Origin of the sequence: Bartonella vinsonii subsp. vinsonii, from assembly GCF_902825235.1 — a bacterium.
GTDB lineage: Bacteria > Pseudomonadota > Alphaproteobacteria > Rhizobiales > Rhizobiaceae > Bartonella > Bartonella vinsonii.
Map to the genome: position 1 here is coordinate 97913 of NZ_CADEAJ010000006.1, position 13239 is coordinate 111151.

Consider the following 13239-nt stretch of genomic DNA (forward strand, 5'->3'; position numbering starts at 1 on the left):
GTGAGGAAGAGGTAAATTGGGAGCGCAATATTAAAAACCGCTGTTTAACATACTCAAAAGGATAAAAGTTGTTGTTCGGTATCTCTCATTTTTTCACTTCCTTCAATGAAGGCTTTTAAGGCTTCAGGATAAAGTTTATGTTCTGCTTTAAGAACTCTCTGCGCTAAGCTCTCAGCGGTATCGTTTGGACAGACTGGAACAGCCGCTTGAGCAAGAATCTTTCCTGCATCTATATCTTCTGTAACAAGATGAACAGTGCAACCAGTGATTTTAACGCCTGCTTCTAAAGCCCTTTCATGCGTATTTAAGCCTTTAAATGAAGGTAAAAGGGAAGGGTGAATGTTTAAAATTCGTTCTTCGTAAAGTTTTACAAAATGCGATGAGATAAGGCGCATATATCCTGCAAAGCACAGTAGATCTGGTTGATATTGGGCTAAAATCGCCAAGATAGCTTCTTCGTGTTCTTCTTTTGTTGGGTAGCCTTTACGATCAATGACATGTGTGGGAAAGTTATTGTTGCGTGCTTTTTCAATACCGGCAGCATGAGGATTATCGCAAATAACTGCTATGATCTCAGCGGGGTATTCCTTTTGTTGGCTTGCTTTGGCAAGAGCAACCATATTGGATCCGTTGCCGGAAATAAAAACAATTATTTTTTTTTTCATAAGTGAAGTTCCCCTTTATAAAGTATTCCTTTGTCTTGGCGTTTTGTTAAAATGCCAAGTAGGGTAATTGTTTCTCCTTGCATTTCGAGTATTTGCGTAATTTTTTCAACTGCATCTTGCGCTACAATAATAACCATGCCAATGCCGCAATTGAATGTTCGTAACATTTCTTTTTTCTCTATTTTGCCTTGTTTGGCAATCCAAGAAAAGACTGATGGAACATGGATAGCAGAAAGATTAATTTCAGCGCAAAGAGAAGATGGAAGCACACGTGGGATATTTTCAGGAAAGCCTCCACCTGTGATGTGAGCAAGAGCTTTGATTCCTTTGTCGTTTCTCATGATGGGTAGGAGCGATTTTACATAAATGCGTGTCGGTGTGAGCAATGCTGCACCAAGACTGATTTGAGGATTGAAAGGGGCAGAGTCTTCCCATTTTAAATTACTTTGTTGAATGATTTGCCTTACGAGAGAAAAACCGTTGGAATGAACTCCAGATGCGTTAAGGCCTAAAATAACGTCTCCTTCTGTAAGATCTTTTGAAGGGAGTAATGCGCTGCGTTCGCATGCTCCTACAGCAAAGCCCGCTAAATCATAATCTCCTTCTGCATACATATCTGGCATTTCTGCCGTTTCTCCTCCAATGAGGGCCGCACCTGCTTGTTTGCATCCTTCTGCAATTCCAGAAACAATTGCTGCACCCTGTTCAGGATCAAGCTTACCAGTTGCAAAATAATCGAGGAAAAAGAGAGGTTCGGCACCTTGTACAAGTAAATCATTGACACACATGGCAACGAGATCAATCCCCACAGTGTCATGGATACCTACTTCAATGGCAATTTTTAATTTTGTTCCCACACCATCATTGGCTGCTACGAGAATGGGATCTGTGAAGCCTGCTGCTTTTAAATCGAAGAGCCCACCAAAACCGCCAATTTCAGCATCTGCTCCTGCTCGTTTTGTTGAGCGTATGAAAGGTTTAATTTTTTCTACCATGGCGTTACCCATATCGATATTTACACCGGCTTTTGCATAGGTAAGACCACATTTGGATTTATCATTCATGATATCTTGATTGCTCATTGGAACCTTCCTTATGGAAAATCAGGTTTTGATGTTATGCAATGCCATGATAGAGTTCTCTCTGCAAGAGATATTAATTTACTATTTAAGAAAATATGCAACCCTGCTTGAGACCCATGTTGAGGCAATTTATAATCTTTGTGAAGCGTTTTTTTAGGATATTTTATGAGCAAGAGTTCAGATAAGCACGGACAGTCTTCTTGGAAGCTTATGAAGAAGAAAGTGAATGAAAATGAATCCCGTGACCGTTATAAGACTTATGTACCAGCTTATACTCAAGTTCCGTTACCGAATAATATGAAAAAACAAATTTTTTTCTGGCTTGGTACGCTGGTTTTTTTCATTCTTTTTATGTTTGTTTTTGGATCTGTTTTGCTTCCTTTTGTAGCAGGGATTGTATTGGCTTACTTTCTTAATCCTATTGTCCAATTACTTGAAAGGTGTGGGATTCGTCGTGTTTTTGGCACTATTCTCATTACCTTGTTTATTGTTGTTGTTTTTGTTGCTTCTTTAATTATTTTAATTCCTATCATCAGTTGGCAAATACAACAATTTATGAGTGATGGTTTACCCATTTATATTAATCGTATTCAAACTTTTTTTGTTGAGCATGATTTTGATTGGGTCAGGCACTATTTTGGGAGTGATCCAAATGAATTGCAAAGTAATATTAAAGGGCTTTTAGGAAAAAGTTCTGATTTTATTACATCTCTCTTGAATTCACTTTTGAAGTCAGGAAAATCAATCGTTAATCTCGTTAGTCTTTTTATTGTGGCACCTGTTGTGGCATTTTACATGTTATTAGATTGGCCGCGTATGGTTGCAGCAGTTGATTCGTTGATCCCGCGGGATCATCTTGAAACCGTTCGCAGTATTTTTCATGAAATGGATCGAGCTATTGCTGGCTTTGTTCGTGGACAAGGGACAGTTTGTTTAATATTGGGAGGATATTATGCTATTGCTCTGACAATTACGGGGCTCAATTTTGGTCTTTTGATTGGTATGTTTATTGGCCTTATCAGCTTTATTCCTTATATTGGTACAATGAGTGGTTTTGTGCTCTCTGTTGGCGTTGCATGGGTCCAGTTTTATCCAAACAATTGGGGATGGATCGTCGTTATCATGGTTCTTTTCTTAATTGGACAATTTATTGAAGGCTCTATTCTTCAACCAAAACTTGTGGGTTCATCAGTGGGGCTTCATCCGGTCTGGTTAATGTTTGCACTTTTTGCATTTTCTTCACTCTTTGGTTTCACTGGCATGCTTGTTGCTGTTCCTGCAGCAGCGGCTGTCGGTGTTTTAGTTCGCTTTGCTCTTCATACTTACCTTAATTCTCAAATGTATTCGCGAAGTGGAAATTCGGAGACGCTAGAATGAAGAAGCGTGAAACGCAATTACCCTTAAATTTTTCTTATAATTCAACTTTCCAATTTGATGATTTGGTCGTAACGGAAAGCAATCGTATGGCTTTTCAGCTTGTTGACCATTGGCCAAACTGGGTTTTACCTATCGCAGTTTTGGTTGGAGAAGAGGGATCTGGAAAAACCCATTTTTCTAACCTATGGGCGCAAAACGCTAAAGCTTTAATTCTTCCTCGCAATGAAATCGATCAAGCTATTGCTATGGCTTCTTCAGGAAGAGCTTTTTTAATTGAGGATATTGATACGGGTGAAATCAATGAGACAGGGCTTTTCCACTTAATTAATAGCGTTAAGCAAGCAAATCTTGATGCATGTCAAGCTACTTTGTTGATAACTGCACGTACAGTACCTTCCGTGTGGAATTTGAAGTTAAATGATTTAAAAAGTCGTCTTAATTCTGTGATGTTGGTTGCAATTAATCAACCTGATGATGCGTTGTTAACAGCTGTCGCTTTTAAACTTTTTTCTGATAGACAGATTATTGTCCATCCAGATACTGTTTATTATCTTGTGAGTCGTTGTGAGCGTTCTTTATTTTCATTGAAGCGTGTTATCGATTCTGTTGATCAATTAGCATTACAAAGAAAAAGCAAAATAACACGTGCTATTATTGGTGAGGTTCTTAATAGGCAAATGCAATAAATGCTTTTTTAGCACTGTGCAAATTATTGAATAAAAAATGCTTGTATTCTGTTGTTATTATAATGTGCAGAGAGAAATGCTGTTATTTCCGTTTTCGGCTTTTGGGGCCTCGCTCGAGGTGAAGAAACAGTAATTGTTATGTTTTTTTGCATGATGCATTTCTTTTATAATGCACTTTAGACATTGTTCAAATGGTTTATGGAGAGGTACGTTGTTTGTTAATGTGGGGTAGCTTTGTTTTTGTGGGGATATTATTTTCCTATTTTTGCTCATTGAATGCGTTATTTAGCAGAAAAAGCTTTTAAAAAAATTTTTCTTGTAAAGAAAAACAACAAAAATTTAAAAAAAATGTGTTTTTCTCTTGCACTTCTGTTGTGAAAATTTTAGGGAATATGCGTCGTAAATGTAAATGGCGGAGCGTAGCGCAGCCTGGTAGCGCACCTGATTTGGGATCAGGGGGTCGTAGGTTCGAATCCTATCGCTCCGACCATGTTTGATTTTATATAGGAGAATAGTCCAATTGAATGTATGATGAGAAATTATTTTCAAGCGTTGGATATTCTGAAGGAAAATAACCATGATCGCACGTATTTATAGTCCTGCGAAGACGGCGATGCAGTCAGGTAAGAGAAATACTGGTTTTTGGATTTTACAATATGAGCCGTTGCAGGCAAAAATGCTTGAGCCTCTTATGGGATATACGGCGACATCTGATATGAATAATCAGGTAAGAATTCAGTTTAATAGGAAGGAAGAGGCAATTGCTTTTGCGCATAAGAATGCTATTCCTTATCGTATAGAAAAGAGACATAGATCGATTCGACGTGCTGTTTCCTATTCTGATAATTTTCGCAGTGATAGGCAGCTATCTTGGACACATTGAGTTAAGAATGCTCTTTTGAATTGAGAAAATAATCAGTTGGTCCCGTAGCTCAGCTGGATAGAGCAACGGCCTTCTAAGCCGTGGGTCACAGGTTCGAATCCTGTCGGGATCACCATATTTAGTAAGGACAAAAATTTAAAAGTTCGGGAAGCTTAATTCCTTTGTTTTGTTTGGCGTGTTTTTGTTTGCTCCAAACGTTTTTAGTTTTTTCATTGCTTCTATTGCTGGTTGTTTTCTCTATGTTTCTTCTTATAGAGAAAGATATTGCGCTATCTTCAGTTTAATTAAAAAGTTTCTTTCATTTTTGAAGCTGTCACGCCAGCATTATCTTTATATATTACGGCTTCTTTTCTCAATTTTTATATACTGTTTTTAATCTCTGCTGCATTGTAGTCCTTATATCAGACTGTTTTTGCAAAAAAATCCAGTAGGAATGTAGGAATGAATGAATTTTCAAGAAAAACAGATTATCTTAAGAGATAACAGTACTCTTGAGAAAAGAAGCAGATGCTTATCGTAAAATCATTACAACATAAATCTTTTGATTCGTTAGGCTGTGGAATTATAGATATGTTTGTAAGATTATTGAGTAGTTCTTCATAACAGAATTTAGCAGAATTCAAAGAATTATGAGAAGTGATTAGGGAAGCGAAAGGGAAAGAAGATGCTACATGTTGTAGAGGCATGATTCGAAATCCTATTCTCTAATCTTTATTTACGCACCCCGCACCTTAAAAAACATGTATAGAATAAATAAGTTACGTGAAGTTTAAAAGCACATGGTGGGCGTGACAGGGATTGAACCTGTGACCCCTACGATGTCAACGTAGTGCTCTCCCGCTGAGCTACACGCCCATTCAATGACGTTGCATACACCACATAGAATTACAAACGTCAATACCTAATTTAGTTTTCTCTTTAATTAGGCATGAATAACTCAGAAAAATGTTCTCTTAAGCAGCTATAAGTATTTTTTCAACCTCATTAACGAGCTCACGCAGGTGAAATGGTTTAGAAAGTACTTTTGCGTCAGGGGGAGCCTCGCTATTTGAATTGAGTGCAACCGCTGCAAAGCCTGTAATGAACATCACTCGTAAATCAGGATCAATTTCAGTAGCGCGTCGTGCCAGTTCGATTCCATCCATTTCTGGCATCACAATATCAGTAAGGAGAAGGGAAAAGGGTTCTTCTTGTAAACGTTCATATGCGCTAGCACCATTATCAAAATCGGCGACTTCGTAGCCTGCACGTTCTAAGGCTTTTGCTAGAAAGCGACGCATATCGTTATCATCTTCTGCGAGCAGGATTCGTTTCATGATTATGTTCCAATAGCTCCATTCATCAGAGTTTTTGCCACATCGATTATACAATAGAGAGTCTTTATAAAAAAGATGATAAAATGCTCATAATTGAAATGAATGGCAAAATGGTTAATTCTTACATTTTGTCAAGAATACAGCATATTAGTTGTGAGTTCGTTAAATTCGAAATGTATGTGACATTGAAAGAAAAAAACTTTAAGCGTGATTAATCGTAATTTCTCTTTCTTTTTTTCATTTTGCTTAGAGCTCCTATAAGAATATTCATGTAAGAGACTATCATTAGGAAATGAGAGGGATATTATATTCATTTACTCTTTTTGAGCAGTTATACGGCAAGGTAGAGTTTATGGCTATTTGTTTCCTGTATTTTTACGACTGTACATTGTGAGTGTACAGAGTTTGTTTCTAGAGTGTTAGCTTTAAATGGATAAAAATCATCATCTTATACTGTAACATAAAAATAAAATTTTTAATAACACACTAGAAATAAAATTTTAATATGTTTAAAGAACTACATCATATTGTCTTGGACTTTGTCAACTCATCATTTTTATTTTTTGGCACATTCATGTAACATAAAAATTTTAAATTTTATTATATTATAAGCAAAGATCTAACCTTGAGTTTTTTATAGTGTTAATGAAGTTTTGCGAAAAGATTTTTTATATACAAAAGAATTTCTCTTGTTTTTTACTGAAATGAATGTTTCCTTTTTATCCATTAAATTATGGTTTTATTAAGAAAGATTACTTTCATTGGGAATAAATGCATCAAATGCAGCCCAAAATTGTTTTTCGTAATCTTCTTCATGCATGATCGTATCAAGGTTAGCACCTGTGATGGTGATACACTCTGTCAGACGTAGATGTTGACATAATTGCTGCACTTCAATGTTATTCGCAATATTGTTTTGATTGGCGAGAATAAACAGTGTTGGGATTTGTAGATGCCCATGAAATATATTTTTTTTCATAGAAGCAATAGCGTTAAGTACCGATGTCATCCATTGGGATGTTGGGTTCTTGATAAAGGGAGAAGGGATGTTGTAAATGCGTCCCAATTGTCTATTTTTTTGTTGTGTTTGTTTGAGTTTTTTCCTACCTTTAACCGGTAAGAATCCAAGACCTATATCAGTAAGAAGCTGTGTTAATTTATGTTGAAAACCATTCGTTTTATTGCCAAACGGAGCAAAAAGGGGAGAAACGCAGAGCATTCTATTAAATTGATAATTAATGAGATCCAGCCCGCTAAGGGCAATCAATCCACCTATACCATAGGTTAACATGTAGTAAGGTGATGGACAATTAGGATAAACAACATTTTTAAGAAATTCATCTAAGTCATTAATATCATTATTAATATCAAAATAATGATATCTGCTCTGTTTTTTTGTATTAGAAGGTGTTTTTTTTTCACCAAACCAGTCAAATATTGCTGTATGAAAGCCGCGTTTAGAAATTTCATTCATTGGTAAAAAATATTCTTCTAAAGAATCCGCATAGCTTTGGAGAATAACAACTGTTCCTTTGGATTTTCTTATTTCAGGATCGGTTATCGCAAAACGAATTTCGCGATCAATAGCTATTTTAAGGAAGTTATTCCAGATATGAGGAGGAACGGAATTCCAATTTGTAGAATAAAGAGGTGTTTCCAATTGACAACTTTTATAGTGTATTTTGCGACTTAGTGCAAAGTGAGATAATGAAAGGATTGCTCTTCATATCATGATAAAGAAGGGTTAAGAAACAGTTATGTTGCTTTTTTTGTATTTTTACGAATTCAAGCATAAAAGAGTTGACATAGGGCAGAGCAATTACCAGATAATTAGTGTGGTCGCCACTCTGGGGCCGCTGGTTCACGAGCAAGTTTGCTCTTTGGAACTTTGTGAGCCAATTTAATTATAGTCGCTCTAAAGGAGGGCAATGTTATGCGTCAAGTAGATTTTGCACCATTTTATCGTTCAACAGTAGGTTTTGACCATCTTTTTAACTGGTTTGATTCCAGAACAAAACCAGACGATATTTCTTCCTATCCACCATATAATATTGAGCGTTTAACTGAAGATTCTTATAGAATTTCTATGGCTATTGCTGGTTTTTCTCAAGATGAAATTGATATAGAAACGCATTGTAATCAGTTAATCGTTAAGGGTGAGAGAAAACCTGATAACGATGATGAAGAGCGAGAATTCCTTTATCGAGGTATTGCTTCGCGTGCTTTTGAGCGGCGTTTTCATTTGGCTGATCATGTTAAGGTTATTGGAGCAGAACTTGGTGATGGACTTCTTCATATTCAGCTTAAAAGAGAAATGCCGGCTGAGCTAAAGCCAAAAAAGATAGCTGTACAGACATCATCATCTGCTACGAAAAATGATAATAATAACCATAATATGCGTAAAGCGAGTTTAGAAGCTGAAAAAACAGAATAATAATCAATTCTTTTAAGATAGCAGACTAACGCGAGGCTTTTGTCTCGCGTTTTCTTATCTTGTTTATTGAAAGAAAAACTGTGTAGATAAAAACTCTTTCTTCCCAATTTATGATAATACTCTCTCGTATAGCATGATAAATTGAGGAAATGGGATAGTTTTTCAAAACTTCATATCTGCAATAAAATAACACCTTCCTTCACAAATGTAGTTTGACACTAGGTTTTATACTAAGTGGGAAGAGGTGCTGAGTAAAGATGGATTGCTGTTGTTGCAAGGGGATGAGGCGCGGTTAGCAGAGATTGCACGGTTGCAGCAGGAACAGCGGGAGATTGCTGCGCGATTGAAACTTATGCGCGCAACGCCGGTTCGAATTAAAAGGGGGTAGCCATGAAGGAATGGTTTAGTATCGCTGAATTGGCTGAGGCAGCTTTGCCAGGGTTGGCGAAAAGTAAAAGTGGATTTCGTAGCATTTTGTCGACCAAATGGCGTTATCAGAGTGAATTAATACGCAAAGTTAAAGGAGCGTTTCGACCTATTGTAGAAGTTCACATTTCTTTATTGCCGGAGGGGGCACGGGCGGCGTTGTTGGTGGGATTTGGAGTGGGTGTTGATGCAAAACAAATGCAAGAGGAGCAAAAGACAAGTATTTGGGTGCGTTATGAGAGGCTTTCAAAGGCGCTGTGAAGAGCGTTTGAAGGCATTTTGCTTATGAATGATTTGATCCATGGCGGTCTAGGCGTGCATGATGCGGCAAGTTTGAGTGCGGTGCAATTTGGTGTGAGCCGGATGTCGCTTTTAAATTTGCGGTAGATGGTGGAGGGGTATGAGCGCCCTGATTGGTTGGCAGCCTTAGCGCCTTGTTATGGTGAGGAGAATGTTTCGCAATTTGCTCCTTGTCATGAGGGGGCGTGGGAGGTGTTCTGTTCAGATTATTTGCGCCCCTCTAAACCGGCATTTTCGGCGTGTTATCGGCGCTTGGTTTCGGTTGCGCAGGAGCGGGGTTGAGAGCCAATACCTTCAGAGCGGGCTTTGCAGCGTCATTTTAAGGCGCAAGTTTCCAAAGCGGTTGTGGTTTTGGCGCGTGAGGGAGAAGAAAAAGCAAAAAAGCTTTATCCAGCACAACGACGTGATCGCTCAAACCTACATGCTTTGCAAGCGGTCAATATGGACGGGCATAAGCTGGATGTTTTTGTGAATGTGCCTTGGGCGGAGAAGCCTGTGCGGCTTTATTTGATTGCCATACAAGATCTTTATTCGGGCAAGATTTTATCGTGGCGCCTGTCTGATGCCGAGACTTGGGAAATCGTACGTTTGGTGATTGGGGACATGGTGGAAGCTTATGGAATACCAGAGCGTATGACCTTGGATAATGGGCGTGCTTTTATCAGCAAGTGGATTTCTGGGGGAGTACAAAACCGTTTTCGCTTTAAGATTAAGCCGGATGATCCGCAGGGTCTTTTGATGAGTTTGGGTGTGCAATTGCAATGGACCACACCTTATAGCGGACAGTCTCAACCGATTGAGCGGGCATGGCGTGATCTGGCAGAAGCGATTTCGAAACATCCCTTTTGTGCGGGGGCTTATACGGGCAATAAACCAGATGCCAAGCCTGAAGATTATGGCAAGCGCGCGATAGGATTTGAAGAATTCAAAGCCCATGTTGGTGCGCAAATTTGTGCACACAATGCGCAAACAGGGCGCAAGGTGCTGACATGTGTGGGGCGCAGTTTTGATGAGACCTTTGTAGAAAGCTACAACGCATTGATTTATAATTATAATTTACTGTTTTTTATATTGAATTAGACCCCCGAATATTGTAAGCTTCTCTCATCTCAAACCTGCTTATGTTCAATCAATCATAATCATTTATTTGCACGTCATAAGCGGGGCTGTCGTGTGGGTAAAAAAACGTTTAGAAAGGAGCAAAAATGCCTCTTATGAATCGTCTTAATGCAAGGGTTGTCGCAACATTGGGGGCTGGAAAATATAATGATGGTGCCAGCTTGCACACTTCATAAGTGTAAAGATGAGGGTGTTCAATAGCTTTACCGATATACCATTCACGGGCGCCGTCGTGAAATGGGCTTGGGTGCTTTAAGAGATGTTTCTTTAAAACAAGCACGTGAAACTGCAACCCAATGGCGTTCTGTTCAATAACCACGATGGAGCCCCCCTTGAAATGCTCTGTTCATGAGATGCATTGCCCTCTAGCCCATAACGCTTTATCTGCATCCCAATTAATAATGCCACTTTTCCTCAGCTTTTATAGAATGAAGCTACTTTTTTGTTATAGCCTTCTTTTATAGGCTTTCTATGTTTATTTTTTCATCAGTTAAAGAGAGTACATCGCTATTTTCATCAGTGTTAGTTCGAGTGCCCAAGAGTTCTGCTAAACTTCCGTGGATTGCGAGATCCTAAAGGATTACACTCCGGATTTTTGTCATGTACTATACACCATTCTATAAATGCAGGGTCATTTTGAAAATCCTCTTGGACACCATGAACAAAAACTTTTTTTTCAAATTGATTTGCGCCACATTTCTTCCATGTACCTGCAATCGTTTGAGGCAATTGAGCTTGATAACATCCAACCATAACCAATAAAGCACTCAATAATTTCAAAGTCTTCTTCATTTTATTCTCCTTGAATAATTATAAATACTATAAAAATTCATAAATTATTTTATTAGCATATTTTTATATTAAAAAAAACAATCAATATTACGAATAATTACTATCATTTTAAATATATATTTTAATGCTTTGCTGAAGAATGATAATACAAAGAACACAAATGAAAAGATCTTCAGCATTGTAATTCTGACAGTAAACCCACTCTGCTATCTGGTATATTATTAGAGCCTGTGACTTTATGGGCGTCCCTTTCAGCCAGTGGCATGATGCATGTGAATTTACCTCAATGCCAAGCCCATCTCACTGTAGCTATGGATGGAGATGAGGCGGGTCATAAAGCAGGTTTTACTCTTGCTGCCCGTGCTTATAGCCAAGGCTTCAAAGTCTTTATGATACAAGCTCACCATGGCTCTGATTTTAATCATTTTCTATTCAATTTTAAGGACAAAAAAATGAAACAAGACGTTCAATATAATAATGAAAATAGCTCTGTAAATAATACTGATAACAATAACGACACTGTCTCTCTAAAGGACCATGCTTGTTTACAAGCCATCCCTTATGAACAGGCCTTGCAACAAGTGGGTTGGGGCGAATTAAAACCCATTAACACCGCTCTTTTACCGGTTGAACCTTTTGCTCCAGAACAAATGCCTTTAACGTTGAGACGCTATATTTATGACGTGGCTGATAGTCAACAATCCCCTGTCAATTTCGTTGCTGTTTCTGCCTTATGTGGGTTAGCTGCCCTTATTGGTAATGGAGTTCGCATAGCTCCAAAACAGTATAGTAATGATTGGAAAATTGTTCCTAATCTGTGGGGTGTGATTATTGGTCAACCTTCTGCTAAGAAAACACCTGCTATGCAAGCAGCTTTAGCTCCTTTGTATGTTTTTCAAAACGAATGGTATCAAGAATGGAGATAACAGAAAAAACAGCAAGAAACAAAAGATATTCTCATGGAATTAGACAAACGAGAAAAGAAAGAACAAGCGGGAAAAGCTTAAAAAAATAAAGACAAAAAACAAGCCCTTGTTCTTCTTGCTGAACCTTTCGAACACAAAGAAAGTGAGGATGATACTTTGGTCAAACGGCGTCTTATTGTCAATGATGTGACCGTAGAAAAGCTAGGGGAATTACTCAAAGAAAACCCGCGTGGATTATTATTGGTCCGTGATGAACTGGCTAGTTTTTTAGCAAACTTGGAACGTAAGGAATATCAATCAGAGCGTTCTTTTTATCTGACAGCTTTTAATGGTGATAAGTCTATACTCTGCATGGTGGAACAGAATAATGGAAAGAACAAAATGAGGGGAGGGAGGCAATGAGAGATCCTTTGATGATGTTAGGTCCACATCAATTTTATGTGGACTGGCTGAATTTCCAATCCTTCGAGGAAGAGTTTTTTGCCTCATGGGTCTCTATGGAGCGTTTTGGTAGATCCCCCAGTTTGCAATTTACTGGCTATGGCAATGATGCAAAGACCATTCATGGAGTTTGGTTTCCAGAAGAATTTGGTGACCGTGCAGCTATTGACGCACTCAGCAGAACGATACGAGCAGCTAAACCCGTACAGATGCTTCGTTGGATGAATGATATGAGCTATAGCGCCCTTCTCCATGGTCCCGTGGTGGATCACCACTCTCACAAAAGACCACGACTATATTAGCCGCTCTGGTCAATCGCAGCGTATCCGCTATTCCATCAGTTTATTGCCGTTTTTCGATGGGGGAAAACCCCAAGGTCAAACTCAGGTGGGGCAATATCAGATGGGATATACACCATGAAGGTACCAGAAAAGCACGTTGTTGTAGAGCTAGAGTATATGAGTCTTGATCTCATCTGCTTTCAACATGCCATGGCTGTATTAGGGGACTTTGCGCAAGTTGGAGCATTAAAAGGCTATCTCAAAGCCACACTGGAAGCCAATCCAGAGATTGCCCAATATGGTGTGCTTTTGCCGCGGGGCTTAAAGGTCATTCTGCCTGAATTCGCACTTCACAATCCCCAAAGCATGGTGAAGCGGTTATGCGATTAATGCGCACATACCCCTTTATTATGGTTAAGGTGGAAGACAAACCCGTGCATGAGGTTTTTTACCAGCGTCTTTTAAATGCAACCATTACGGACCATGCCGGCAATGAAGCGGATAGATTTGA

11 protein-coding genes, 3 tRNA genes and 6 pseudogenes are annotated in these 13239 nt (G+C 38.6%); 14 read left to right on the top strand and 6 right to left on the bottom strand.

The window, feature by feature from the left end:
• Positions 1 to 53: 53 nt before the first annotated feature.
• Positions 54 to 665 (bottom strand): phosphoribosylglycinamide formyltransferase, encoded by a 612-nt coding sequence (purN, locus tag J7R12_RS05860; RefSeq protein ID WP_126603440.1) that lies wholly within the window; start codon positions 663 to 665, stop codon positions 54 to 56.
• On the bottom strand, positions 662 to 1747 hold the full coding sequence (gene purM, locus J7R12_RS05865; RefSeq protein ID WP_126603439.1) for a phosphoribosylformylglycinamidine cyclo-ligase: 1086 nt from the start codon (positions 1745 to 1747) through the stop codon (positions 662 to 664). The genes purN and purM overlap by 4 nt, the downstream gene beginning before the upstream one ends.
• 165 nt (positions 1748 to 1912) lie before the next feature.
• Between purM and J7R12_RS05870 the strand changes: the two genes are divergently transcribed.
• From J7R12_RS05870 to J7R12_RS05890, 5 genes are all read left to right on the top strand, one after another.
• Complete coding sequence (locus tag J7R12_RS05870; RefSeq protein ID WP_126603438.1) at positions 1913 to 3124, top strand: AI-2E family transporter; 1212 nt, start codon at positions 1913 to 1915, stop codon at positions 3122 to 3124.
• Entirely contained in the window at positions 3121 to 3810 is a 690-nt protein-coding gene (gene hdaA / locus J7R12_RS05875) for a DnaA regulatory inactivator HdaA (protein WP_126603437.1), read from the top strand. The genes J7R12_RS05870 and hdaA overlap by 4 nt, the downstream gene beginning before the upstream one ends.
• 413 nt (positions 3811 to 4223) lie before the next feature.
• Positions 4224 to 4300, top strand: a tRNA-Pro gene (locus J7R12_RS05880).
• A gap of 87 nt (positions 4301 to 4387) precedes the next feature.
• Positions 4388 to 4693, top strand: coding sequence for an ETC complex I subunit (locus J7R12_RS05885; RefSeq protein ID WP_126603436.1), 306 nt, complete (start codon positions 4388 to 4390; stop codon positions 4691 to 4693).
• Positions 4694 to 4731: 38 nt separating this feature from the next.
• Positions 4732 to 4808, top strand: a tRNA-Arg gene (locus J7R12_RS05890).
• A gap of 665 nt (positions 4809 to 5473) precedes the next feature.
• On the opposite strand, the gene J7R12_RS05895 is transcribed toward J7R12_RS05890, so the two are convergent.
• The 3 genes from J7R12_RS05895 to J7R12_RS05905 form a co-directional block, all read right to left on the bottom strand.
• Positions 5474 to 5548 (bottom strand) — tRNA-Val (locus J7R12_RS05895).
• A gap of 98 nt (positions 5549 to 5646) precedes the next feature.
• Positions 5647 to 6009, bottom strand: coding sequence for a cell cycle two-component system response regulator CpdR (cpdR, locus tag J7R12_RS05900; RefSeq protein ID WP_126603435.1), 363 nt, complete (start codon positions 6007 to 6009; stop codon positions 5647 to 5649).
• Between the two features lie 742 nt (positions 6010 to 6751).
• Complete coding sequence (locus J7R12_RS05905) at positions 6752 to 7669, bottom strand: serine aminopeptidase domain-containing protein (RefSeq protein ID WP_126603434.1); 918 nt, start codon at positions 7667 to 7669, stop codon at positions 6752 to 6754.
• A 273-nt stretch (positions 7670 to 7942) separates the two neighbouring features.
• Between J7R12_RS05905 and J7R12_RS05910 the strand changes: the two genes are divergently transcribed.
• The 4 genes and pseudogenes from J7R12_RS05910 to J7R12_RS08995 all read left to right on the top strand — a co-directional run.
• Positions 7943 to 8443, top strand: a complete 501-nt coding sequence (locus tag J7R12_RS05910) for an Hsp20 family protein (RefSeq protein WP_126603433.1) — start codon at positions 7943 to 7945, stop codon at positions 8441 to 8443.
• Between the two features lie 244 nt (positions 8444 to 8687).
• Positions 8688 to 8831: a hypothetical protein gene (locus J7R12_RS05915; protein ID WP_164713732.1), complete on the top strand. Its 144-nt coding sequence runs from the start codon at positions 8688 to 8690 to the stop codon at positions 8829 to 8831.
• Positions 8832 to 8833: 2 nt separating this feature from the next.
• Positions 8834 to 10207: pseudogene (locus tag J7R12_RS09200) on the top strand (transposase domain-containing protein); the annotation flags it as partial.
• A gap of 167 nt (positions 10208 to 10374) precedes the next feature.
• Positions 10375 to 10597 (top strand): annotated as a pseudogene (locus J7R12_RS08995) (Arm DNA-binding domain-containing protein); the annotation flags it as partial.
• Between the two features lie 213 nt (positions 10598 to 10810).
• Here J7R12_RS08995 and J7R12_RS05925 read toward each other — a convergent pair.
• Positions 10811 to 11080, bottom strand: coding sequence for a DUF2147 domain-containing protein (locus J7R12_RS05925; protein WP_126603432.1), 270 nt, complete (start codon positions 11078 to 11080; stop codon positions 10811 to 10813).
• Between the two features lie 200 nt (positions 11081 to 11280).
• On the opposite strand from J7R12_RS05925, the pseudogene J7R12_RS05930 reads away from it, so the two are divergent.
• The 5 genes and pseudogenes from J7R12_RS05930 to J7R12_RS09000 form a co-directional block, all read left to right on the top strand.
• Positions 11281 to 11517: pseudogene (locus J7R12_RS05930) on the top strand (toprim domain-containing protein); the annotation flags it as partial.
• Positions 11518 to 11532: 15 nt separating this feature from the next.
• Positions 11533 to 12348 (top strand): annotated as a pseudogene (locus J7R12_RS05935) (DUF3987 domain-containing protein); the annotation flags it as partial.
• 56 nt (positions 12349 to 12404) lie between these two features.
• A pseudogene (locus J7R12_RS05940) lies at positions 12405 to 12867 on the top strand (phage tail protein).
• A complete protein-coding gene (locus J7R12_RS05945; RefSeq protein WP_126602603.1) occupies positions 12864 to 13118 on the top strand; it encodes a tail protein X in 255 nt (84 codons plus the stop codon). Before J7R12_RS05940 ends, J7R12_RS05945 begins: the two are co-directional and overlap by 4 nt.
• Positions 13118 to 13239: pseudogene (locus J7R12_RS09000) on the top strand (late control protein); the annotation flags it as partial. The gene J7R12_RS05945 and the pseudogene J7R12_RS09000, both read left to right, overlap by 1 nt.

Excerpts from the sequence above, each read along its gene's own strand:
- J7R12_RS05945 (WP_126602603.1), top strand. The coding sequence starts at position 12,864 with ATGAAGGTACCAGAAAAGCACGTTGTTGTAGAGCTAGAGTATATGAGT.
- hdaA (WP_126603437.1), top strand. The coding sequence starts at position 3,121 with ATGAAGAAGCGTGAAACGCAATTACCCTTAAATTTTTCTTATAATTCA.
- J7R12_RS05910 (WP_126603433.1), top strand. The coding sequence starts at position 7,943 with ATGCGTCAAGTAGATTTTGCACCATTTTATCGTTCAACAGTAGGTTTT.
- purM (WP_126603439.1), bottom strand. The coding sequence starts at position 1,747 with ATGAGCAATCAAGATATCATGAATGATAAATCCAAATGTGGTCTTACC.
- J7R12_RS05925 (WP_126603432.1), bottom strand. The coding sequence starts at position 11,080 with ATGAAGAAGACTTTGAAATTATTGAGTGCTTTATTGGTTATGGTTGGA.
- J7R12_RS05885 (WP_126603436.1), top strand. The coding sequence starts at position 4,388 with ATGATCGCACGTATTTATAGTCCTGCGAAGACGGCGATGCAGTCAGGT.
- J7R12_RS05870 (WP_126603438.1), top strand. The coding sequence starts at position 1,913 with ATGAGCAAGAGTTCAGATAAGCACGGACAGTCTTCTTGGAAGCTTATG.
- cpdR (WP_126603435.1), bottom strand. The coding sequence starts at position 6,009 with ATGAAACGAATCCTGCTCGCAGAAGATGATAACGATATGCGTCGCTTT.
- purN (WP_126603440.1), bottom strand. The coding sequence starts at position 665 with ATGAAAAAAAAAATAATTGTTTTTATTTCCGGCAACGGATCCAATATG.